Source organism: Sporosarcina sp. FSL K6-1522, from assembly GCF_038622445.1.
GTDB lineage: Bacteria > Bacillota > Bacilli > Bacillales_A > Planococcaceae > Sporosarcina.
Genome location: NZ_CP152019.1, coordinates 943,303 through 959,740 on the forward strand (window position 1 = coordinate 943,303; position 16,438 = coordinate 959,740).

Genomic DNA, 16,438 nt, shown 5'->3' on the forward strand with positions numbered 1-16,438 from the left:
TTGTTGAAAAACGGTGAACTTTCCCAATTATACTAGAATCCTTCTGTCGTTCCTTGGTATGATAGGGGGGACAATAGAAGGAGGAGATCGTTATGAAAAGAACGTCGACTTTAGTTCTAGGTTTATTATTTGTCGTTGCATTAGTCGTTATTGGCGCAATGGCCAATCAATTGAAAAATAACAAAGAGTCCGCAACTGAACCCGCGGAAGAGCAAGTAGAAACACCAGGAAAAGTAGCAGGGGTTACGCATACGCCACCCTCGCTAGATGATGTACCAGAAGGACCTCTTGGCGAAGCGATTTTAAGAGGGTATGAGCTGACGAACGATACGTCTAATGTATTGCGATCGGAAGCGGCGTCTGTGGAAGATGGCGAAAGTCGTGTGAACGCGCTATCTTGTACGAGTTGTCACGCAGGTGCTGGATTAGAAGAAGATTCGTCTTCATTCGTAGGTGTATCGGCAGTTTATCCGATGTATATTCCACGTTCAGGTCAAATTGTGACGTTGGAAGAGCGTATTAATGGTTGTATGGTACGCAGTATGGATGGCGAGAAGTTTGCCTCGGATGATGAAGATTTGGATGCAATGGTTGCTTATTTGACGTATATTTCTGAAGGGATTCCGGTTGGAGCTGAGTTACCATGGCGTCATCAGAATAGCCTTGATGATTTGCCAACGCCAAGCGTAGCCGATGGTGAGGAATTGTATCAGCAATCTTGTATTGCTTGTCACGCTGGAGACGGGTCGGGTAACGGCTCGAATACAGGACCTGCTTTATGGGGTGAAGGCTCGTTCAACGATGGTGCAGGTATGGCGCGGATGACAAAAATGGCAGGTTATATTCAAAATAATATGCCAGTTGGCGCTGAAAAAACATTAACTGACCAAGAAGCAAGTGACCTTGCAGCCTTCATTTTATCGCAAGATCGTCCAGAGTGGGAAAACCACGACAAAGACTGGCCAAATGGTAACCGCCCAACAGATATTATGACGAAGGAACGTCGTCAACAAGTGCAAGACGGTACAATTGATTGGGATGAAGTGCTAGGGAAGAATAAACAATAATACGAGAGATTGAAAGCCAGGTTCTGCGTCGAGAACCTGGCTTTTTTAAATGGTACTTATTAGATTTCTTGTAAAACGTTTTTAATAAGATGTACAAACGCATTGCGAGATTTAGCAGCTACTGCAATAACATCTTCATGACTTAAAGGTTCATCTAAAATGCCAGATGCCATATTGGTTAAGCAAGATATACCGAGCACCTTCAGCCCAGCGTGAGTTGCGACAGTTGCTTCAGGTACAGTTGACATCCCGATGGCATCGCCACCTAAAATACGAATCATACGGATTTCAGCGGGCGTTTCATAAACAGGGCCACTCCACCAACCGTAAACGCCTTCTCGCAAAGTAATATTATGCTTCTTGGCTACTTGCAACGCTGTATTTCTCAACTCACGATTATAAATTTCTGAAGCGTCTGGGAAGCGTGTGCCTAAGTCGTCATTGTTTTTACCGATTAAAGGGTTAATGCCCACTAAATTCAGATGATCTGTAATTAACATCAATTCACCTGGGTTAAAGTCTGTATTTACCGCACCGCAAGCATTTGTGATGATCAATTTATCGATACCTAATGCTTTCATAACGCGAACAGGGAAGGTAACTTCATCTAAAGAGTAGCCTTCATAAAAGTGATAGCGACCTTTCATTGCCACCACTGTTTTCCCTGCTAATTGCCCAATGACTAATTCATTGGCATGGCCTACTGCATCAGACTTCGAGAAAAAAGGAATGTCCTCGTAGGGAATAACAACGCTGTTTTCAATTTCGTCGGCAAGATTGCCAAGTCCAGATCCTAGAATAATCCCGATTTCAGGAACGACTTTTGTTTTACTTACGATATAATTTTTTGCTTCTACAATCTCTGCTGTTTTATGCATGAGTTGGGCCTCCAATTTGTTTTAAAGTGTCTTCCATTGCTAGTAGTAAGTCGGCCGTAGCTAGTGTCTTTTCGCCACCGCCTTGAACAAAGGCATCGTTCCCACCGCCTTTGCCATTGATAAGGGGAAGCACAATAGCTGAAATTTGTTTCATGCTCATTTCTACAGAAGCGCCTCGTGCAGCGACAAACTGCAAACAGTCATCAGTGTCTGCAACGAGAAGGGCGATGACACTAGCTTGTTCTGTAACGAGTAATTTAGCGAGTTTCTGTAATTGTTGGACGGTTCGACCGGCAAACACCGCTTTTACAATGTTTTGCTGTTGTGTGTTCAAAAGTGCTTTTGCTTCAAATGCGAGTAAAGCTTCCTGTGCTTCCTCCAACGATTTTTCAAGGGAATGATTCGTTTTTAGTAGTTTTTGCGCGGCTTCGGCAACACCGTTTCCGGGGGCACTTAACAAGCGCGATGTTTCTGTAAGCGCATAATTTTTCTGATGCAACTGCTGTAACACGCGTTCTCCGCAGACAAAATGCACGCGTATTTTTCGCTTTTGCTTTTCGGTCGATAAAATCTTCAGTGCACGTACTTGTCCCGTTGAACTTGGATGTGTTCCGCCGCAGCCGTTATCATCGAAGTTTGGAATGATGACAAGCCGTATTTCATCCGTTACCGTAAGTTGTTTACGAAGCGCATACTGCCCAAGCTCATCCTCCGTGATCCACTTCGTTTCAATGGGTCTGTTCTCTAAGATCATCGCATTTGCCAATCGTTCCACCGCATCCAATTGCTCAGGTGAAACTTCCTCCACATCCAAATCAATCGACACGAGCTCTTTTCCTAAATGGAAACTAATCGTTGGAAAATCGTATAACTCGACAAAAGCAGCTGACAGGATATGTTGCCCCGCATGTTGTTGCATATGATCGAAACGACGCTCCCAATCAATACTACCCACAATCTCATCTGTATTATCAACGCTTGCTGCCATAGTATGACGTATTTCGCCATCTACATCCTCAACATGAAGAACGGGAATCCCATTCAATGTTCCTAGATCGCTTGGCTGGCCGCCGCCTTCGGGATAAAAAGCCGTATTGTCCAATACGACATACGGTTGTCCATCTGCATCTTGTGTAGCTTTGCTTATATGTGTAGTAAACGTTTTGCAATAGGGATCTACATAATACAAACGATCTTTTAACATGTTATCGACTCCCGCTAGTTGATATTTTTATTTTAACACGAAAAGAAAAAAGAGAGGTTCTTTTGAGTCGACAAGGGATGCTTAAAAGGTTATTTTTCGGGGAAGGAAGCTGTGTATTTCAATGCAAGGTCTTTTGTTTTATAATCCCATAACTTTGGTCATAGACGTATCGAAAAGAATGAATCTCATGGATTGTTTTTGTATAAATAGGTAATATAATCCTCACTGTTTCTGATTGAAATGATAAGATAGTGTTATTATTTTTCTGATTCTGATTCTGATTCCTTAATACAAGGAGGTATTAACAATGTTTGAGGAAAAAGTAAGAGAAGTCTTAGGTGCTCGAGCATTACTAGATGATAATGACCCAAGAATTGAGCAGAAATGGGAAGAGCTGATTGCCTTGCTAAGCGAAGACGAGGACTTAACTTTGAATTTCTTACAGGTCTGTACAAAAACAGAACTTTTATTTTTAAGTGAGATTTTCGAGGAAGTGGCATATAATTTGCAAAGTGAAAAATATATTGATTTACTATACGGCTTAGATCAAAGATACCCAGACTTAGATTTAAAGAGAAGTATACAAATTGCCGAGGAGTATATGGGTTAAAATTAGGGTATTGAAGTTATTGAACCGAAAGTTTCATGAGAAAAACATTTAATTTAGATTAATTTCTTCTTTAGAAGTAACAAATAATGAAGTTGTATATCAAGAGCGATTAATCCTAATGTAGAAGCAAACCTTGATTGGCCAGATGCCTTTCAAGGTCTTTACATTTGGGGCGACTACAGTCACTTGTACAAAAAATATGCTCAAGGCAGATTTAGTACAACACTGGCCATGGCAGGTCTCCCTGTCAAGACGGGCACAAACTGTCAGCCGCAACGCAACTTGGTGCACTGTTAGCAGGACAAGACTCGATTCGGTTTGGTTATGGATTTGTGGATGGATCGAATTTGCTGTATGAATTGGGTATTTTAACATTTCCGGATATGACGACTTACGGGAAACCCATCCCCGAGGTGAATGGCACTGAGGATGCTGAGTTACAGGCCTTTTTTAAGGAACTGGCCAAATTTAAATGAGGTTCATGTACCTATAGAGGAGAAATGATAATGAATTTAGAAGAATATCGAAAATTGCCAGATTTTTTATCTGTAAGTGAACTAGCTTCATTATTTCGAGATGTATTAAATGATTTTTCATTTAATAAGATTGATAAAAATGAATTTTTACAGATACTTAGTCAATTAATGGACAGGCAAGTGATGACTTATGAGTTATTAAATGCTGACATAAGAGATAATGTTGATGGAGTTCTTTGCGATTTGTGGAATACTGAGTCTTATGATGATGTAGATATTATTTTGTCGATTGTTGTAAACTTGGGTTTAAAAAACTGCTTTCAAAAAATTAAAGATTCTATTAGCCAAAGACAAGTCATTGATAAAGTAATACTCCAAGAAATACAAGAAACAATCAATGAGGTAGGGGAAGACATACTGAATCCATATCATGGCTTAGAGAAATTCAAGTAAGGGAATACAGAACGAGTAAAAACTCAACGAATTAATAACTGTTTTATCAATGAAGAGCACTTGATTGTCTAATAACAGGCGACAAGTGCTTTTGGGAAATTAATGATTCGGTATTTCAGGTGGAATTGTTCCGCGGGAGAAAAGTAGTAGCCCCCAACAAGTCCATGGCATCCACCAGAGGAGGAATAAAGTTGGCTTCATATATATTATTACTAAAAGAATATGAAGATAATGAAACTGTGGTTTACAGATTCGGACCTAATGAGAATATTATGGGGAAAATAGAGTTAAATAAATTAACTGAGAGGTTTTTGGAGCTAGAAGTTATACCAGATAAGAATTTCCCATCTAAGTTTTATTTCGATAGAGCTGCTCAAAGATTGGCAGTTTGTCTAGTAAAAGAAGATGGTGTGTTCCCGGAGAGAACAGTTTTTGAATCATAGTTACAAAAAATCCTTGTTTGGCAATAGTAGTGTCCAAAACTGATGTTAAGGAGTCCGGTAATCCTAAATAGGCAATCAAACCTTCTAAGGACGATGTCAATATTTTTTACTAGATGGATGAAATAGGTGTGTGTTTCTTATGAGGAACTTAAGGCACAAGAGTTAATTTAAAAGAAAAAGAGAGGTTCTTTTGAGTCGGGTATAGGACTCTGAAGAACCTCTCTTTTGTGAAGAATCAGTTTTCTTTGAGGGCGATAATCCCCAAAAATGTTAACCTTTTTTCATAGCTACAACTTTGTTCGTTTGCTTTCTCGTTTTCGCTTTCTCGTCACTCGTCGGCTTTTTCGACCAAATGGTTGCGAGAATCGGTCCGGAAATATTATGCCAGATAGCGCCCCAGACGCTAGGTAGTGCGGCGAGTGGACCGAAATGCGCAGTTGCAAGTGCTACGCCTAGCCCAGAGTTTTGCATGCCGACTTCGAGAGAAATGGCGCGTCGGTCGTTTTCATTTAAGCCGATCATCAAGGCAGTCAAGTAGCCAAGGAGTAATCCGAAGCCATTATGAAGGAACACAGCGATGAAGACAATGAACCCAGAACTGGCCACATTTCCTGCATTAGCAGAAGTGACAGCGGCAACGATAATGAGAATCGCGGCAACCGATATAAGTGGAACGACGGAAACACTTTTTTCAACCGCTTTCGGGAAGAACTTCTGAATCAGTAATCCTAAAACGATTGGAATGATGATGACTTGGACAATCGATTTGAACATAGACATTGGGTCAACAGGTAGCCACTGCCCGGCTAGTAATAGTAGCAGGAGTGGCGTGACGACTGGTGCCAATAACGTTGAAAGGGAAGTCATCGCAACAGAGAGTGCAAGGTTTCCTTTTGCTAAATAGACCATAACGTTTGAGGCAGTCCCGCCTGGTACGCAACCAAGCAAGACTAATCCTGCCGCCAATTCAGGCGGTAATTTAAGCAAGTACGCAAGCGCAAAAGCGACGAGTGGCATAATGACGAATTGCGCACAAACCCCAATAATGACGGGTAGTGGCTTTGTTAAGATGATTTTAAAGTCGACTGCCTTCAGTGTCAGTCCCATTCCGAACATGACGACACCGAGTAAAATGGTAATATAGGCACCTAATCCTAAAAAAGGTGTAGGAAATAAAAAGGCGATAACCGCGGCGAAAATGACCCATAGAGCAAAGTATTTCCCCGCGATTGTTCCGACTGCTTCAAGTACTTTCATCGTCATACCTCCCCATCGATTTTCACGATTTTATTTGGATTGAGTAAATTGTGTGGATCAAGTGCTTGTTTGATTTTTTCCATGACGATAAGTGCTGTGCCATGTTCTTGTGCTTGGTATTTTTGCTTACCAATGCCGACGCCGTGTTCGCCTGTACATGTGCCATTACGTTCGAGTGCATAGTGAACGATTCGTTCATTCAATTCATCAGCTTTGGCCAGTTCAGCAGGATCGTTCATATCCATCATGAGCAATACGTGGAAGTTCCCATCGCCGACGTGACCGACAATTCCACCAGGCATGCCTAATGATTGAACCGTTTCCCGTGCATGGTTGACGGCGCCTGCTAATTCCGAAATCGGTAGACAGACATCTGTTACCATCATCTTTTTGCCTGGATAACCGTGGATAAAGGCATAAGCTAAGTTATGGCGGGCTTCCCATAGTCTATTGCGACCAGCGTTATCTGTCTCAAACTCGATGTCTGTGCAATGATGATCTGCCACAATGTCTTTTGTGAACTCGACATCTTGCTGCAAGCCCGCTTCATTGCCATGGAACTCCAAGAATAGTGTCGGCTTTTCTTGAAAGCTCGTTTCACTAAATAGGTTTGCTTGTTTAATAGAAGGTTCATCGACCAATTCCACACGTGCAATCGGAACGCCCGCCTGCAAAATGGAGACGACGGCTTCCACTGCGTCATTGACTGTCGGGAAAGATGCCCGAGCGGCCATGACATGTTCTGGAATGCCGTAAACACGTAACGTCAATTCTGTAAAGCAACCGAGTGTCCCTTCAGAACCGACAAATAACCCATTCAAATGAAGGCCTGATGCCGATTTTGCGGCCATATTCCCTGTATGAATAACCATGCCATCTGCAAGAACAACTTCTAAATCACGAACTTGATCTCGCATCACTCCGTATTTAACGGATGTTGTCCCACTCGCATTTGTTGCGACCATGCCGCCTAGTGTCGCATCTGCTCCTGGATCAACGGAGAAAAATAACCCGTGCTTTTTCAATTCTTTGTTTAACTGTGTACGTGTGACGCCGGGTTGCACTTTTACGAGAAAATCTTCTGCTCGAACTTCCAAGACCTTGTTCATGAGTGAGAAGTCGATGGTAATGCCTCCTTTGTCCGGAATGACATGCCCTTCCAGGCTTGAACCAAGTCCGAATGGAACGACTGGAACTTGGTGTGCTTGTGATACTTTCATAATCTTGCTGACGTCTTCTGTAGACGCTGGGAATACAACAATGTCTGGTAATTGCATCGTGTGGTAAGATTCGTCGCGCCCGTGAAGCTCACGCACGGTTTCATTGACGGTAACTTGTTCTTCTGTCAGTACATTTTGTAATGCTTTAACAATCGATTCTGTAGATATGGTCATTTTTTGTCGCTCCTTAAGTGAATAATCGGTCATACCGATATTATATGTAAGTGATAGTTTTGGAGTTTTGGTCCAACCACTTTCATTATACGTAATAGTCTGAACAATGCAACGTTTATTTTTTCCACGATTGATTACTTGCTCCTTTATTGTTATCGTTAATGTCACAAAAAAGAGCTTCAATGTAAGGGGTGTCATTGTTGATTTCACAGAGAAAAAGGACGTATGAAGTGATTGTTGAAAAGATTGAAGCATTCTTTTTAAATGGGGAGCTAAAACCGGGGGACAAGCTGCCGCCGGAGAGGGAGTTGGCGAGCCAGTTCAATGTTAGCAGGACTTCGGTGAGAGAGGCACTCAAAACCTTGGAGATGAATGGCATCATCGAGATTCGGCAAGGTGGGGGCAGTTTTATCAAGACGTCTGAAGTACAAGTGTTAAGTGACGAGCTATCAACGACGGTTGTGCAAGCAGAAGGCAATTTGGTCTATGAGATGTTGGAGCTTCGGCGTGCGTTGGAAGTGGAAGCGGCATCGCTCGCTGCGCAACGAGCGACTTCCGAGGATTTAGAGAAGATCCGTCAGGCACTTGAGCAGTTGGCGGTATCCTCAAAAGAGGTGGAGGCGGGCATCCAAGCGGATTTGCATTTCCATTTGCAAATTGTGCAAGCAACGCATAATACGTTGCTCATCAATTTGGTTCAAACGCTAACGGAACATATGGAAGACACAATCCGTGCGACGAGAGGGCATCGTTTTATGGATCCAAGTCGTTATGAAGATACGTTTAATGAGCATAAGGATATTTATGTGGCCATTGCTTCGGGAAATGTAAGCGAGGCAAAACGGCTGATGGAAGAGCATATTAGTCGGATTCGTAAGGAATTGAGCGAGGCATTTTTACCGGTGTTGGAATGAAAAGAGGTGTCCTGTAAGTCGAGCATGCATCGATTTACAGGACACTTCTTTTTAAATAAACGGCTTATATTCTACAACAGAAGATAGTTTTATTAGGGTGGAAGGTTCTCCGTAAGGTAAAGTAGCGTCAATAAATTCTTCTAGCATTTTCACGGATTCCGTTACGACTTTTACCAAATAACTAAACTGCCCTGCCAATCGATGGCATTCTACTACTAGCGGATGTTCTTGGCAAAAATCACGGAATCTTTTTCCTTGTTTTGTATCGAATAAAATAAATGCCGTTACATTTTTATCGAGTTTTTCAGGGTCAATAATCGCCCTGTAGCCTGTTATCACTTCTTTATCTTCTAGTTTCTTTACTCTTTCGTTTGTTGCGGGAGTGGAAAGCCTGATTTGCTTCCCGAGTTCTGTCATGGATATGCGTGCGTTTTCTTGAAGCTGATTCAGGATGCTTTGATCGATTTCGTCCAATGAGTTATCTCCTTTACATTAAAAAATAAGGTATAGGCATAGTATTATCATTTATAATAAAGTATTTATTTAGAATAACCTTACTATAGTTATGTATTTAGAACAATATACCTTATATAATTATATAAAGATAAGGGGGAATGTTAAAAATGGTGAATGAATTTTATAACGATCAAATCATTTTAGAAAATCATCTTGTTAAGTTAATTCCGTTTGACGGAAAATACAAAGAGCAGTTACAAGAGATCATTTATGACGAAGAGGTTTACTACACAATCGAGTGTAAGAATGATGCGGAACTCGATCAGTACATAAATGAAACGGCAAATCAAAGAATAGCGGGTAATTCATATCCATTTTTGGTGATTGATAAAAGGACCAATAAAATTGCGGGTTCAACTAGGTTTGGACATATGCAGTTCAATAATAAGCGCTTGGAAATTGGCTGGACTTGGTACGGCGAACCGTATAGAGGAACTGGTTTGAACAAGGCTTGTAAATTTGAGTTGTTAACCTATGCATTTGAGGTTATGAATTTTAGAAGGGTACAGTTTAGTGCTGACGTGAGAAATATTCGTTCGCAAAAGGCTATTAAGAAGTTAGGGGCAACCGAAGAAGGGGTTTTTAGAGCGAATTATATGGATACGTCTGGCGTAAGCAGAGATGATGTCTATTTTAGTATTATTCATACTGAATGGGATGATATTAAAGGAAGTATTTTTAAAGAGTTTATGTAACTATAAAATAAAACGGCAAAAAGGCAAACTCGTGTGTATGAGATTGCCTTTTTTTGATAGGGCTGCTTCTAGTTCTTCTCTGGCTTAAACAGCTCATCAACAGTTGTTTCAAGGATATCAGCTAAGGCAAACGCAAGCGATAGTGACGGATCGTATTTGTTATTTTCGACGGCATTTATCGTTTGCCTTGTCACATTGCACAGTTTAGCAACTTCTTCTTGAGATAATTTTTTAGCTTTTCGAAGTTCTTGTATGTTGTTTTGCATATCAATCACCAAATTTCTGTTTTATTTCAAACGGTACTTCATTGAAATAAAGAATTCAATTATCGGAAGTGTGACGAAGGCAAGGCCAATTACAATGACAAGTGGGATGTTTTCGATGTCATTCAGGGCAGTTACTCGTTCCGATAAAAATAAAACAATGACCATTAGTATGAGCAGTACATAATAACTTACCTTAGAGCTTATAAGTGTTATGTGTTTTTCCAATTCGTCCTTTTTGCCCTCGTGTTTTCCATCCATTTCACCCCACGTAAAAGACTGAAAGAGAAAACCTATACCTAAAGAAACAAAGAAGATTGTAGAAGCATTGATGGTGTCTTTTTCAATCCACTCATATAGACCAAACCCACCGATTGCAATAATAAGGACGAGTGAACCGAATATGCTGACCTTTTTGACAGCTGTCATTTGTAATCATCCCCTTCATGAAAATAATGTACAACATGTTTCATGTTAATTTCTTTTTGTTATATAAGAGGTTTACCAGGAATACGATTGAGATCACAACGAGAAAGGTGAAAGGGTTAATGCCTTCTGGTTTTTCGCCTTTTGCAAATATGACATAAAGTGCTTTGATATTTAGCCAAATTAACAAACCGACGATTGCGAGGAATGTGGAGGTCATTGCTTTTGTTTTTATGAATTCTCCCCGTTCATCTCCCTGCTTCGCTAATGAAATGAGCAATAAGCCAATCAATACGAATAGGGACAAAATAAAGCCTAGAAACAGTAGTAAAAACCAATCCATTAGATAACCTCCATTCAATTAGTCAAACATGTTTTACAAATTTAGTATAAGATGTTTTACATGTTTAGTCAAACAAGTTTTACATAATTGTTTTTTGTATGGAGAAATGTTGTGGGAGGTTCAAGACGGTCATAAATAAATAAATGAATGAATGTACAAAGGAGCTTCCTAAATAAATCGGGAAGCTCCTTTGTTCCTTATTCAACGATTTCAAAGCTTTCTAACATATGATAGAATCTAGCACCGTGGCCTTCTGCGGCTTCTAGGAAATAGTTAGAAGTGATGATGAAGCTGCCTGTTTTACCGTTGCTAATGACGTAAGTGTGGACGATTTTACTATCTGGCGCATTGCCCGCAGCTCCATGTAATAGATATCCTTCGACGGGTTCTGTCACGCTTTCGATTGCACGTAGTTCAGGGAAATCTTTTTTCAAATCGGTTTCGACTTTCGTAACGAGTTCTTCTGGTTTTTCATCTGTTACTTGTTTAATTTCCATAGACACTTGGGGGTACTGGGCTGGTAGTGGTTCGATGGTGGTGATGATATCTGCCTTTTCACCCTTTATCATTTTGTAGCGTGTTTCATCGACATAAATAATGTATTCGGCATTTGTGCCTTCGTTCAAGTGAACGTCGGTTTCTTCGTCTTGTCCCTCGATGCTTTGAATCAGTGCTTTTTCGGGGACGAATAGTTCTTTCATGCTTTTGACAAATGCCATTCCTGGTTCTGTTTGTAGACTGAATACGATAATCAGGGCAGCGGCGGCGGTCAGTATGACGGGAATTATCCGCTTTTTCATATGTTTCACGTCACCTTTCTTATCATCAAATAATTCTTTTTCGAGTGCATTCCAAATGTCGTCTTTGAGCCCATCTGCCTCTTGTTCGGTCCGTTTATGAAGTTGCTCGATTGCTTGTTTATCGAAAGGGTTCATTGTCACTCGTCCTCCTCTATATTCAATTGTTTTTTGAGCCGTTTTCGCCCTTTAAATAATCGTGATTTTACCGTGTTGTGATTGAGCCCGAGAATGTCTGCAATTTCTTTTTCAGTAAAGCCTTTTATATATTTCAAGATGAGTGGGATTCGATGTGCGTCATCGAGCGATTGAATCGTATCGTATAGGTCGGCGAGATGATCGAAAGATTGCTCGGCAAGGGCAGGGTCATTTTCTAAATCAGGATGTTCGAATTTGGAAAGAGGAGCCTCTTTTTTCAATAATCGCAGACACTCGTTTGTCAAAATTCGATAGAACCACGGATCGAATGGTAGTTCTGGCTGATAACTATGAATTTGTCGATACACGCGGATAAATGTTTCCTGCACAGCATCTTTCGCCATTTCTCGATTGCGTGTAATGGCGGAAGCGGTTCGGATGGCATAGTCCGCATAGGCTTCGTAAAAGAGGCGAAAGGATTCTTTATCGCCCGCTTGAATTTTTTGTATCCAGTCGTTTGTTTCCATATGAGCTTCACTCCTTTCAAGAACGTACGGTATTTTGTCGCTCTTACTATACTTACCCGTCTACGAGTGAAAAAGTTTTCGAATATGTAAAATTTGTTGCCAGTTGAGCATTCCAGCGTATGTAAGTAGTGTACCTCGTGTAAAATACAGACATAGCTGAAAATTTAGGGAATAGAGGAGAGAGGCCTATGAAGATTGTGGCACTTGTCGGGAGCTTACGTGAAAACTCATTCAATATGCAGTTGGTGAAAACGATTCAGAAAAGATATCGTACACTGTTTGACGTGGAAATCGCGGATATCGGGATTCTGCCGCATTACAACGAAGATGATGAGCATGCACCTTCAGAAGAAGTGAAGTGGTATAAACAGCAAATTGTAGAAGCGGATGCGGTCATAATTAGCACACCTGAATTCAACTGGTCGATACCGGGCGTACTACAAAATGCATTGGATTGGCTATCAAGAGTGGAACGACCACTTGTTGGGAAGCCGGTTCTACCGATGGGTGTCTCTCAAGGAGCGCTTGGCACAGTGAGGGCACAATTACATTTGCGCCAAGTATTAATGAGCATGGGCATTAACGCCAATATTTTACCACCGGCAGGCAATGAAATTTTCATCGGCGCAGCGGGGCAAAAATTTCAAGACGGCGAATTGACAGATGAAGCAACATTACAGTTTTTAGATCAAGTCATGGATAATTTTGTTGCGTTTGTTAAAGAAGAAACGAAGTAAGGTTTACATTATTATGATAGAAAAACACCTTTTTGATGTTGTAGACGACCATCGAAAAGGTGTTTTTCTATTTTGATTGTCCGTGTGATGTTGAAAAAATGAACTTGCCAAATACTTTTGAGCGTGCGAATATTGTTGTTGAATGATTCTACCAATTCAGGAATCTGGGGGACTAATATATGAAAATCTACGTATCTGTGGATATGGAAGGCATTACAGGGTTACCAGACTACACGTTTGTGGATTCGGCCCGACACAATTATGAGCGAGCACGGCGGATTATGACAGAGGAAGCGAATGTGATTATTCGTGCGGCATTGGACAAAGGGGCAAAGCAAGTTCTTGTGAATGACAGCCATTCGAAAATGAATAACTTGCTCGTTGAAGAACTGCATCCGGAAGCGGATTTTATTACGGGTGATTTGAAACCACTTTCGATGGTTCAGTCGATTGATGAATCGTTTGAAGGGGCTATTTTTGCGGGATACCATGCACGTGCGGGACAGCCGGGTGTCATGAGCCATTCGATGGTTTTTGCGGTACGTAAGATGTTTATCAATGATGTTGAAATTGGGGAATTGGGCTTCAATGCTTATGTTGCAGGCCATTTTGGTGTGCCGGTCATACTGGTAGCTGGCGATGACGGCGCGTGTCGTGAAGCGGAAGCACTCATTCCGGGCGTTGTGACGGCAGCAGTCAAGCAGTCGATTTCGAGATCAGCTGTGCAAACCTTGCATCCTCAAAAAGCGCATGCATTGCTAGAAGTGAAAACGACTGAGGCGATTGCCAAGCGAAAAACAATTCAGCCGCTTGTGCCGCCTGAAAATCCGGTACTGCGCATTGAATTTACCAATTATGGACAAGCAGAATGGGCGGCGCTGATGCCGGGTTGTGAAATTGAGCCGGGAACGACAACGGTGAAATTCGAAGCGAGGGACATTATTGAGGCTTATCGTGCAATGCTTGTTATGATTGAGTTGGCATTGCAAACAAAGTTTTGCTGACAATGCACGCGAGAAAGTAGAAAAGAGGGTTACACATGCGATTAAGACCAGAAAGACTCGCTGTAGGTGATACGGTTGGCATTATTGCACCAGCAAGTCCGCCGAATAGAGAGAACTTGCAACGGGCATTGGCCTTTTTAGAAGAACTTGGCTTGAAGTATAAAATGGGTAAACATGTCGACAAGGTCAATGGACATTTGGCAGGAACTGATGCGCAACGAGCCGAGGATTTCCATGCGATGTTTGAAGATGACAGTATCAAAGGGATTATCTGTGCGGGTGGCGGGTACGGAACGGCTCGTTTTGCACAAAGTATCGACTATCAATTGGTTAAAGAACATCCGAAAATCTTCTGGGGATATAGCGATATTACGTATTTACATAGTGCCCTAGGGAAGTATTCGGATATTGTGACGTTCCATGGTCCGATGCTGGCATCAGATGTAGGGAAAGATTCATTCCAGGATTTATCCAAGAAGATGTTCCAGCAATTGTTTATGCCGATGGAATTGCATTATACAGAGGCAATTTCACCATTGACAACGCTATCCGAGGGAAGTGCGAGGGGCGAGTTAGTAGGAGGAAATCTCTCACTCATAACGAGTGCAATTGGTACGAAGTACGAACTCGATATGAAGGGCAAACTGCTCTTAATCGAGGATGTTGGGGAAGCACCTTATCGTATTGATGGCATGTTGAATCAGTTGAAGCTAGCAGGGAAATTGGATGAAGTGCAAGGGGTTGTCGTTGGGGATTTCTCAAAAGTAGATCGGGAGAAAAAGGACAACTCGCAGACGATCGACGAGGTATTCGATCATTATTTAGGGAATCTCAATAAGCCTGTTGTCAAAGGATTTAAGATTGGTCATTGCCAACCGCATTTTGCTGTGCCGTTGGGAGTAGAGGCAAAGTTAGATGCAACTGCAAAAACGTTAACAGTACTTCCAGGTGTTCAATAAGAAAGGGGAATGGGATTATGCAAATTATTGACTTACATTGTGATGCATTGTTAAAACTCTATGAATCTAAGGGGAAAGTGAAGTTTCGGGATTCTCTGGAACTGGATACCAACTATGAGAGACTTGTGGCGGGGGGCGTAAAAGTACAAGCATTCGCGATTTTCATTTACCCAGACATCAAGTCGGATCAAAAGTTCCAAGTTGCGTTAGATCAAATCCATTATTTCTACACGGATGTCCTAGCAAATAATCCGAATATGAAACATATTAAGGAATGGAGCGATTTCGATCAGCTTAAAGAGGGGGAAATCGGGGCGGTACTAACGCTTGAAGGCGTAGATGCAATCGGCAATGACTTGCAAAAGCTATCCATTCTTCATCAGTTGGGTGTTCGTTCGATTGGGCTGACATGGAATAATGCGAACTTGGCTGCAGATGGTGCAGGGGAGCCACGTGGAGCTGGTCTGACAACATTCGGGAAAGAAATTGTGCAGTTTAACAACGACCATAAAATCTTGACGGACGTCTCTCATTTATGCGAAAAAGCTTTTTGGGATGTCATGGAGGAAGCACGCTATCCGATTGCTAGCCATTCCAACGCGCGGGCGCTCTGCAATCATGTCCGTAATTTACATGATGAGCAAGCGAAAGCGATGTTTGAGAAAAATGGCCTGATCCATGTCGTCTACTGTCCGCAATTTGTGAAGGAGCAAGGAGACGTAACGATTGATGATTTAATCAAACATATTGATCACTTCTGTGCATTAGGAGGAGAAAAGCAAATCGGATTAGGCTCGGACTTCGATGGTATTATGACGAAAGTTCAAGGACTAGAAGATGCATCTAAGTATCCGAACTTAATCAACGAATTGCTGAAACGTTACAGTGAAGATACAGTGAAAGGCTTTGCTTATCAAAACTTCTTAGATTATCGTCCGAAGTAAACGACGACGAACGAGGCAGCCACGCTCAATACAAAGTAGTAGCCACCGAGGGAGAGCAGGGATGTTAAGAACGGAAAGCGTTTGACATACGTCCCGCCTTCGCGGCCTCTTCCCTCGCCATGCTGAATCGCTTGTTCACGTTTATTCACAGCGGAAAAGAATCGCCTAGAATTTTTGAGAAAGGCCGTGAAAAAGCCTTCTTGGATGATAAGTAATGCACTACCGACGACGAGTAAAATGAGGCCTAGATAGAAAAGGATATCTAAAAAGGTAACAATTTGGCTTGTCGAAAAAAGGATGAAAAAAAGTAATAGTACAATTGGAATGATGAATAATGGGACAAGCAGTTTATTTTTTGTCATTGGAATAGGTCAGCTCCTAGCTTTCTCTGTC

The 16,438-nt window shown here is 41.7% G+C and carries 21 protein-coding genes; 10 read left to right on the forward strand and 11 right to left on the reverse strand.

The genetic code is table 11. From position 1 onward, the window contains the following. Positions 1-92: 92 nt before the first annotated feature. Positions 93-1,067 (forward strand): c-type cytochrome, encoded by a 975-nt coding sequence (locus MKY34_RS04575; protein WP_342514041.1) that lies wholly within the window; start codon positions 93-95, stop codon positions 1,065-1,067. Between the two features lie 59 nt (positions 1,068-1,126). Here MKY34_RS04575 and MKY34_RS04580 read toward each other — a convergent pair whose 3' ends face one another. After that, positions 1,127-1,945: a purine-nucleoside phosphorylase gene (locus MKY34_RS04580; protein WP_342514042.1), complete on the reverse strand. Its 819-nt coding sequence runs from the start codon at positions 1,943-1,945 to the stop codon at positions 1,127-1,129. Next, the gene (locus MKY34_RS04585) at positions 1,938-3,149 is read right to left on the reverse strand and encodes a DHHA1 domain-containing protein (RefSeq protein WP_342514043.1); all 1,212 of its coding nucleotides are present in this window, start codon (positions 3,147-3,149) and stop codon (positions 1,938-1,940) included. The genes MKY34_RS04580 and MKY34_RS04585 overlap by 8 nt, the downstream gene beginning before the upstream one ends. A gap of 307 nt (positions 3,150-3,456) precedes the next feature. Between MKY34_RS04585 and MKY34_RS04590 the strand changes: the two genes are divergently transcribed. The 3 genes from MKY34_RS04590 (at position 3,457) to MKY34_RS04600 (ending at position 5,131) form a co-directional block, all read left to right on the forward strand. After that, positions 3,457-3,759 (forward strand): hypothetical protein, encoded by a 303-nt coding sequence (locus MKY34_RS04590; protein WP_342514044.1) that lies wholly within the window; start codon positions 3,457-3,459, stop codon positions 3,757-3,759. A 506-nt stretch (positions 3,760-4,265) separates the two neighbouring features. Further along, the gene (locus tag MKY34_RS04595) at positions 4,266-4,688 is read left to right on the forward strand and encodes a hypothetical protein (protein ID WP_342514045.1); all 423 of its coding nucleotides are present in this window, start codon (positions 4,266-4,268) and stop codon (positions 4,686-4,688) included. 191 nt (positions 4,689-4,879) lie between these two features. Further along, positions 4,880-5,131 (forward strand): hypothetical protein, encoded by a 252-nt coding sequence (locus MKY34_RS04600; protein ID WP_342514046.1) that lies wholly within the window; start codon positions 4,880-4,882, stop codon positions 5,129-5,131. Between the two features lie 270 nt (positions 5,132-5,401). On the opposite strand, the gene MKY34_RS04605 is transcribed toward MKY34_RS04600, so the two are convergent. Together MKY34_RS04605 and MKY34_RS04610 are read right to left on the reverse strand one after the other, a co-directional pair. After that, complete coding sequence (locus tag MKY34_RS04605; protein WP_342514047.1) at positions 5,402-6,388, reverse strand: bile acid:sodium symporter family protein; 987 nt, start codon at positions 6,386-6,388, stop codon at positions 5,402-5,404. A gap of 2 nt (positions 6,389-6,390) precedes the next feature. After that, positions 6,391-7,782, reverse strand: coding sequence for an FAD-linked oxidase C-terminal domain-containing protein (locus MKY34_RS04610; RefSeq protein WP_342514048.1), 1,392 nt, complete (start codon positions 7,780-7,782; stop codon positions 6,391-6,393). A 200-nt stretch (positions 7,783-7,982) separates the two neighbouring features. On the opposite strand from MKY34_RS04610, the gene MKY34_RS04615 reads away from it, so the two are divergent. Next, positions 7,983-8,696 (forward strand): FadR/GntR family transcriptional regulator, encoded by a 714-nt coding sequence (locus tag MKY34_RS04615; RefSeq protein WP_342514049.1) that lies wholly within the window; start codon positions 7,983-7,985, stop codon positions 8,694-8,696. Between the two features lie 51 nt (positions 8,697-8,747). Here MKY34_RS04615 and MKY34_RS04620 read toward each other — a convergent pair whose 3' ends face one another. Then, complete coding sequence (locus tag MKY34_RS04620) at positions 8,748-9,170, reverse strand: Lrp/AsnC family transcriptional regulator (protein WP_342514050.1); 423 nt, start codon at positions 9,168-9,170, stop codon at positions 8,748-8,750. Positions 9,171-9,319: 149 nt separating this feature from the next. Between MKY34_RS04620 and MKY34_RS04625 the strand changes: the two genes are divergently transcribed. Next, positions 9,320-9,907, forward strand: coding sequence for a GNAT family protein (locus tag MKY34_RS04625; RefSeq protein WP_342514051.1), 588 nt, complete (start codon positions 9,320-9,322; stop codon positions 9,905-9,907). 68 nt (positions 9,908-9,975) lie between these two features. Here MKY34_RS04625 and MKY34_RS04630 read toward each other — a convergent pair whose 3' ends face one another. The 5 genes from MKY34_RS04630 to MKY34_RS04650 form a co-directional block, all read right to left on the reverse strand. Next, positions 9,976-10,173 (reverse strand): helix-turn-helix transcriptional regulator, encoded by a 198-nt coding sequence (locus tag MKY34_RS04630; RefSeq protein ID WP_342514052.1) that lies wholly within the window; start codon positions 10,171-10,173, stop codon positions 9,976-9,978. Between the two features lie 21 nt (positions 10,174-10,194). Next, a complete protein-coding gene (locus MKY34_RS04635; protein WP_342514053.1) occupies positions 10,195-10,599 on the reverse strand; it encodes a hypothetical protein in 405 nt (134 codons plus the stop codon). A gap of 40 nt (positions 10,600-10,639) precedes the next feature. After that, positions 10,640-10,939, reverse strand: coding sequence for a hypothetical protein (locus MKY34_RS04640; RefSeq protein ID WP_342514054.1), 300 nt, complete (start codon positions 10,937-10,939; stop codon positions 10,640-10,642). Positions 10,940-11,136: 197 nt separating this feature from the next. Further along, positions 11,137-11,874, reverse strand: coding sequence for a hypothetical protein (locus tag MKY34_RS04645; RefSeq protein ID WP_342514055.1), 738 nt, complete (start codon positions 11,872-11,874; stop codon positions 11,137-11,139). Positions 11,875-11,876: 2 nt separating this feature from the next. Beyond that, a complete protein-coding gene (locus tag MKY34_RS04650; protein WP_342514056.1) occupies positions 11,877-12,401 on the reverse strand; it encodes an RNA polymerase sigma factor in 525 nt (174 codons plus the stop codon). 188 nt (positions 12,402-12,589) lie between these two features. Here MKY34_RS04650 and MKY34_RS04655 point away from each other — a divergent pair, with 188 nt between their 5' ends. The 4 genes from MKY34_RS04655 (at position 12,590) to MKY34_RS04670 (ending at position 16,045) form a co-directional block, all read left to right on the forward strand. Continuing rightward, on the forward strand, positions 12,590-13,138 hold the full coding sequence (locus MKY34_RS04655; RefSeq protein ID WP_342514057.1) for an NADPH-dependent FMN reductase: 549 nt from the start codon (positions 12,590-12,592) through the stop codon (positions 13,136-13,138). A 179-nt stretch (positions 13,139-13,317) separates the two neighbouring features. Next, complete coding sequence (locus MKY34_RS04660; protein ID WP_342514058.1) at positions 13,318-14,142, forward strand: M55 family metallopeptidase; 825 nt, start codon at positions 13,318-13,320, stop codon at positions 14,140-14,142. Between the two features lie 35 nt (positions 14,143-14,177). Further along, a complete protein-coding gene (locus MKY34_RS04665; protein ID WP_342514059.1) occupies positions 14,178-15,101 on the forward strand; it encodes an LD-carboxypeptidase in 924 nt (307 codons plus the stop codon). A 17-nt stretch (positions 15,102-15,118) separates the two neighbouring features. Continuing rightward, complete coding sequence (locus MKY34_RS04670; protein ID WP_342514060.1) at positions 15,119-16,045, forward strand: dipeptidase; 927 nt, start codon at positions 15,119-15,121, stop codon at positions 16,043-16,045. Here MKY34_RS04670 and MKY34_RS04675 read toward each other — a convergent pair. Next, positions 16,030-16,407, reverse strand: a complete 378-nt coding sequence (locus tag MKY34_RS04675; protein WP_342514061.1) for a DUF3899 domain-containing protein — start codon at positions 16,405-16,407, stop codon at positions 16,030-16,032. The genes MKY34_RS04670 and MKY34_RS04675 overlap by 16 nt on opposite strands. Positions 16,408-16,438 lie beyond the last annotated feature (31 nt).